The sequence below is a fragment of the Acidimicrobiia bacterium genome (assembly GCA_040902765.1).
Classification (GTDB): Bacteria; Actinomycetota; Acidimicrobiia; order Spongiisociales; family UBA11373; genus DATKBG01.
This window is the reverse complement of sequence record JBBDWO010000001.1, coordinates 46,327-52,241: the sequence shown is the minus strand read 5'-3', so window position 1 is coordinate 52,241 and position 5,915 is coordinate 46,327. Positions and strand designations below refer to the sequence as shown.

Annotated in this window: 7 protein-coding genes; 1 reads left to right on the top strand and 6 read right to left on the bottom strand. The window is 69.0% G+C overall.

Going from position 1 to position 5,915, the window contains the following annotated elements; genetic code table 11:
• Window positions 1–139 precede the first annotated feature (139 nt).
• Together rlmB and cysS are read right to left on the bottom strand one after the other, a co-directional pair.
• On the bottom strand, window positions 140–880 hold the full coding sequence (gene rlmB, locus WEA29_00250; GenBank protein MEX2322196.1) for a 23S rRNA (guanosine(2251)-2'-O)-methyltransferase RlmB: 741 nt from the start codon (window positions 878–880) through the stop codon (window positions 140–142).
• Window positions 855–2,258, bottom strand: a complete 1,404-nt coding sequence (gene cysS / locus WEA29_00245) for a cysteine--tRNA ligase (protein ID MEX2322195.1) — start codon at window positions 2,256–2,258, stop codon at window positions 855–857. Before cysS ends, rlmB begins: the two co-directional genes overlap by 26 nt.
• A gap of 142 nt (window positions 2,259–2,400) precedes the next feature.
• Here cysS and WEA29_00240 point away from each other — a divergent pair, with 142 nt between their 5' ends.
• Window positions 2,401–3,105 carry a glycerophosphodiester phosphodiesterase gene (locus WEA29_00240; protein MEX2322194.1) on the top strand — a complete coding sequence of 235 codons (705 nt, stop codon included), beginning with the start codon at window positions 2,401–2,403 and terminating at the stop codon, window positions 3,103–3,105.
• Window positions 3,106–3,133: 28 nt separating this feature from the next.
• Here the strand turns inward: WEA29_00240 and ispF are convergent, their stop codons facing one another.
• From ispF to WEA29_00220, 4 genes are all read right to left on the bottom strand, one after another.
• Window positions 3,134–3,601: a 2-C-methyl-D-erythritol 2,4-cyclodiphosphate synthase gene (gene ispF / locus WEA29_00235; protein ID MEX2322193.1), complete on the bottom strand. Its 468-nt coding sequence runs from the start codon at window positions 3,599–3,601 to the stop codon at window positions 3,134–3,136.
• Window positions 3,598–4,203 (bottom strand): 2-C-methyl-D-erythritol 4-phosphate cytidylyltransferase, encoded by a 606-nt coding sequence (locus WEA29_00230; GenBank protein MEX2322192.1) that lies wholly within the window; start codon window positions 4,201–4,203, stop codon window positions 3,598–3,600. The genes ispF and WEA29_00230 overlap by 4 nt, the downstream gene beginning before the upstream one ends.
• Entirely contained in the window at window positions 4,200–5,246 is a 1,047-nt protein-coding gene (locus WEA29_00225; protein ID MEX2322191.1) for a TRAM domain-containing protein, read from the bottom strand. The genes WEA29_00230 and WEA29_00225 overlap by 4 nt, the downstream gene beginning before the upstream one ends.
• Before the next feature lie 13 nt (window positions 5,247–5,259).
• Window positions 5,260–5,915, bottom strand: a 656-nt coding sequence (locus WEA29_00220) for a CarD family transcriptional regulator (GenBank protein ID MEX2322190.1), incomplete at its 5' end; no start/stop codon positions are given.

The following is a 5,915-nucleotide window of genomic DNA, read 5'->3' as shown; positions in this document are numbered from 1 at the left end:
TGGGCCTCGCGACGCGTCTGGCCTCCCCCTCCGTCATCGGCCTTCGGCCGCTGCCTCCTCCCCCTGCGGGGGAAAAGAGCCAAAACGGGCTGGACCCTCTCCGCGCGCTGTCCAAGTACCCGGCTCTGGCTGTTAGCTGTTAGCTGTCAGCTGTGAGCTGTCTCACTCGCGCCACCTCATAGAGGCCAAGGGCTGCGGCCACCGACACGTTGAGGCTCTCCACCTCACCCAGCAGGGGGATCGAGGCGACGACGTCGCACCGCTCACGAACCAACCGGCTGAGACCGTCGCCTTCGGCGCCGACCACGATCGCCACTGGCTCGGTAAGGAGCCCCAGCCCGAACAGTGACGATCCGCCGTTGGCGTCGAGGCCCACCACCCATACCCCTTGCTTGCGGAGTGCGTCGATCGCCGCCGCCACCGACGCAACGGTGACCACCGCCAGCTGTTCCAGCGCTCCCGCAGCCGCCTTGAAGGCGGTGGCGCCCAGCGGGGCCGCCCGGCGCTCGGAGACCACGATCCCGCCGAACCCGGCGGCCACGGCGGTCCGAGCGATCGCACCCACATTGCGGGGGTCGATGACATGGTCGAGCACGATGAGCGCTGCCGGGGTCACCGACGCCACTGCATCGTCGAGGGTTTGCGGCACGAGCGGCCGACAGCGCGCGATGACTCCCTGAGGCGCCGTGGTGACGGCACGCCGAGCGAGATCGTCGACGAACTCGACAGAAACGCCTGCGCCGGCGGCCTCGGCGAGCAGGTCCTCCAGCGCCGACCGGGAAGCCGGATCAACCTCGAGTGCCCGCACCCGACCCGCGGCCAGTGCGGCCGCGACGGCGTGAATGCCCTCGACCCTATCGCCGATGCCAGCTGGTGCCATCGGCGCCGTCCTCGAGCACGACCCCCAGTGCGAGCAGTCCGTCCCTGATCCGGTCCGCCCGCTCGAATTCACGCTCCGCCCGTGCCTCCTCGCGAGTGCGAATCAGCGCGGCGATCATCTCCTCGGCGGATGCGGCCACCAGCCCCTCGTCATCTCCCAACCGACTGAGGGCCCCGGCGAGATCCTCGACATCACCCGCCGGCTCAGCGAGGGCAAGCACCCCGACGATCTCGTCGTAGGCGGCGGCGAGGCTCCCGGCATCCTCACCTGCATCGAGTGCCCGGTTGCCCGCCCTGACCGCATCGAAGAGGGCAGCGAGCGCCTCGGGAGTGGCAAAGTCGTCGTCCATGGCCGCCCGGAACCGATCCATCGTCGTTGGATCCGCCTGGGCGCCACTCGAGCCGGCACGGCGCCGAAACGCCCACAGCCGGTCCAGGGATGCGGCGGCGTCTTCCGCGAGCTCGTCGGTGAACTCTATCGGCTGGCGGTAGTGGGCACGGAGATAGACGAGGCGCACGGCCTCGGGTCGGTGTCGGTCGAGGAGGTCGAGCAGACCGACGACGTTGCCGAGTGACTTCGACATCTTCTCCCCGCGCAGCGTGACCATCCCGTTGTGGAGCCAGTAGCGAGCGAACGGGGCCGCCCCCTCGGCCGCCTCCGACTGGGCGATCTCGTTCTCGTGATGCGGGAACACGAGGTCGAGTCCCCCGCCGTGGATGTCGAAACCGAACCCGACCGATCCGGCGGCCATCGCGGAGCACTCGATGTGCCATCCGGGCCGACCCGGCCCCCAGAGCGACTCCCAGGTCGGCTCCCCCGGCTTGGCCGCCTTCCACAGAGCGAAGTCGAGCGGATCTCGCTTGTGCTCGCCCGGCTCGATGCGGATTCCCGACACCAGCTCGTCGACCCTACGGCCGCTGAGCTTGCCGTACTCCTCGAATGAGCGAACCGAGAAGTACACATCTCCATCGGCCGCATACGCGTGTCCCCGCTCGATGAGCCGCTCGATCAGCTCGATCATGTTCGGGATGTGCTCGGTGGCGTACACCAACGATGTCGGTTCGAGCACGCCGAGACGACGCGAAGCCTCCAAGAACTGAGCGGTCGAGCGGGCCGCCAGGTCGGCAGGAGTGATGCCCTCGGCTGCCGATGCGGCGATGATCTTGTCCTCGATGTCGGTCACGTTGGTCACGTACGTCACGCCGAAGCCGCGCCACGCGAGATACCGGCGAATCACGTCGAAAGCCACCATCTGACGCCCATGGCCCACATGGGGCGGCGACTGAACGGTGGGACCACACACGTACATCGACACCACGCCCGGATCTCGCGGCTCGAAGGCCTCACGGGCCCTGCCGAGCGTGTTGAACACGTGCATCGGCGGCAGGGTACTTTGTCAGGAGCTCCGCTCCTGACGAGCGTGCCGCTCGAGGGACGAGGGGCGAGGGACGAGGGGCGAGGGAGTTGGGCGGACTGGGGACTGGAGACTGGCAACTGGAGACTGGCAACCGGCAACCGGCATGACTGATCGTCCGCTGATCGTTGCTCATCGGGGGGCGCGCTCGGTCGCGCCGGAGAACACGGTCGAGGCCTTCATACGAGCCGGCGAACTCGGCGCCGATGGTGTCGAGCTCGACGTACGCCTGACCGTCGACGGCCACCTCGTGGTGCATCACGACGCCCTCATCGCCGGCGAGGCGACACCGATCAACGGCCTGAGCCTCATCGAGGTGCGCCGATGCCACCCGGCCGTACCCACGCTCTCCCAGGCCCTGGAGGCATGCGGCGACCTCTGGGTGGACATCGAGGTCAAGAACAATCCGACCGATCCCGACTGGGATCCCGAGGACCGTGCCGTCCTCGCCGCCATCGAGGAGATCGACCGCATCGGTGCCCGGGACCGCGTGTTGGTCAGCTCGTTCAACCTCCCGACGGTGGATACCGCGCTATCGGCAGGACTCGAGACCGGGTGGCTCCTCCCCCGGGGCATCGAACCGCTCACCGCCGCCGGCGAGTGGCCAGGACACCCGTGGGTCCTGCCCTCCGCGAAGGCCGTCCACGGCGCGATGGCGGATCGGGTCGTCGAGGCATTCCGACCTCTTGGCACTCAGGTGGGGGTTTGGACCGTCAACGACGCCGCCGAGATGCGTCGACTCGAGCGGGCCGGTGTGTCGGCGATCTTCACCGACGACGTGGCACTGGCCGTGGCGACTCTGCGAGGCTGACACGGCCGCCCTCGCCCCTCGCCCCTCGCTACTCCAGGACGACCAACGCCATGGCGGCGATGCCCTCGTCGCGGCCCAGGAAGCCGAGGCCGTCCGTCGTCGTCGCCTTGACCGACACCGCGGCCGGGTCTACGCCGAGTCCGTCGGCGAGCGCGATGCGAATGGCGTCGCGCTGGGGGGCGACCCAAACGGTCTCGGCGACCACAGTGGCGTCGACACTGCCGATCCGATACCCGGCCTCGGCGATCAAGGTGACGACCCGCCGCAGCAGGTCCATGCTGTCGGCGTCCGCCCACGCCGCATCCGAGGACGGAAACAGCGCGCCGATGTCACCCAGGCAAGCCGCGCCGAGGAGAGCGTCGGCCACCGCATGAGCAAGAACATCGCCATCCGACGTGGCGACCACGCCGCGCCGGTCGTCGACCACGATCCCCCCGAGGCGCACGGAGCCCACCTCGGCGAAGCGGTGGGCATCGAAGCCCCAGCCGACCCTCATCGGAGGAGTCCCTCGGCGACAGCGAGGTCCCCGGGGTAGGTGATCTTCAGATTGCGCTCCTCCCCCGCCACCACGACGACGACGCCGCCGAACCGCTCGACCAGTTCCGCATCGTCGGTGGCGTCCTCGTCCGAGGCATCGTGACTGCGGCGCAGCGTCTCGGCGATGAACCCCTGTGGTGTCTGGGCCGCCGCCAGGTCGCCTCGATCGGCCGTGGACGCCACCCGATCCCCCTGGATGAGCTTGAGGGTGTCGCGTACCGGGACCACCGGGATCACGCCATCGACCCCTCCGGCGTGGAGTCGTGCCAGCACCGCCGAGACCAACGCAGGCGAGGCGAGAGGACGCGCCGCATCGTGCACCAACACGAACTCCGAGCCCATCACGGCATCGAGTCCGGCGCGCACCGAGTCCCGGCGACGCCGACCACCGGGAATGCCGCCGGGTATGTCGCCGACGACGACGACCGGGTCGGCCCCCGCCGTAGCCAGCGCCTCCCTCGCCCACTCCCAGAGTGGACGACCGCCGAGACGCACCAGCGCCTTGTCGCCACCGAAACGCTCACCCCTGCCGGCGGCGACGACGATGCCGGCCGTGGTCACTCCTCCAGCCTCGCGAACAGCATGCGGCCCACCGAGGTACGCAGGGCGCTGGTGACTTCGACGTCCACCTCGTCGCCGACGATGCCGGCAGCCCCCTCGACCACGACCATGGTCCCATCCTCGAGAAAGGCGATGCCCTGGCCGGGCTCCGTACCGGCGCGCTCGACGAGGATCCGCACCGTCTCGCCCGCCATGGGGCCAGATTTGAGGAGGTCGCCGAGTGCCTGCAGATCGAGCACTTCGAGCCCCCTCAAAGCGGCCGCCTTGGCGAGGTTGTGATCGGTGGTCACCAATCGTGCCCCGAGGTCGTCCGCCAGGGCGACGAGCTTGGCGTCTACTTCCTCGAACAGGGGGAAGGTGCGCGGCTCGGAGCGGACCGTCAACCACGGCACCTCGGTGAGCGCTTCGAGAACGTCGAGCCCGCGACGCCCCCGGCGCCGCCGATTGCGGTCACCGCTGTCGGCAATTCCCTGGAGCTCGTCGACGACAAACCCGGCGACCACCATCACACCCCGCATGAGACCCGCCCGAGCGAGGTCCAGGAAACGCCCGTCGATGGCCGCCGACGAGTCGACCACATACTGATCCACGTCGGTGGCGTCGGGAGACACGCTCTTGATCCCCGCGGCGGCGAGGAGATCACTCGCCCGGTGAGAGAACAGGCGGCTGCCCCACGCACCCAGGACGATGACGACGAGACCGGCCAGCGGCCACCCGGCCAACGGGTGGAGCAGCACCACCAGCGGGACCGCGGCTACGGCGCCGACGAGAACGCCGGTGAGGAGCCCGAACGCACCGGCGAACAACTGGGGACCGGTGGCGTGCTCCGTCACTCGGGGAGAGGCATCGAGGAGTCGCCTGAACAATCGCCCGAGGAGTCCCCCCGCAACGTAACCGACACCGGCACCGAGTACCGCTCCGAGGATGCCGGTCAGGTCCGGATCACTGTCGACGACCCCCGACCGCGGGAGTTCGTCACCGACGACAAAACCGAGCGCGGTGAACGCCAGCGTCACGACCAGGCGCACGGCTTCGATCAGCATCGAGCCGCTCCTCTCACTCGTCGTCGTCGGTCTCGACCTCGGGGAGGGCCTTGTCGAGGCGGGCCATTGCCTCCTCCTCGTCCAGATCGAGGGCGAACCGAAGCTCCGACGCCAGGATCAACCGGGCCTTGGAGAGCATCCTCTTCAGCGCCGGCGAGATGCCCTTGGTCTGTTGGGCGTAGGTCAGATCCCTGACGACCTCGGCCACCTGATAGATGTCGCCGCTGTTGATCTTCTCGGTCAGCAGCTTGTACCAGCGAGACCAGTTGGCGCCGGCCTCCTCCGGTTCGCTCCTGAAGGTGCCGAGCACCTTGCGAGCCGCGGTCTTGGAGATCACCGGGCGCACACCGAGTTCGACGGCGCTGGCCACGGGAACCCGCAGCACGAGTTGGTCGATGGCGACCTGGAGGACGAAGAACTCGGTCTTGGAGCCGTCGAAGTCGCGGCGCTCCTTCTTGGTGATGACGGCCGCACCGTGGTGCGGGTACACCACCTTGTCCCCGACAGAGAACGGGGATGCCTTCTTGGCCGGAGCTTTCCTGGCGGGAGCCTCCTTGGCCGGAGCCTTCTTCGCGGGAGCCTCCTTGGCCGGAGCCTTCCTGGCGGGAGCCTTCTTCGCCGGAGCCTTCTTCGCCGGAGCCTCCTTCGCCGGAGCCTCCTTCGCCGGAG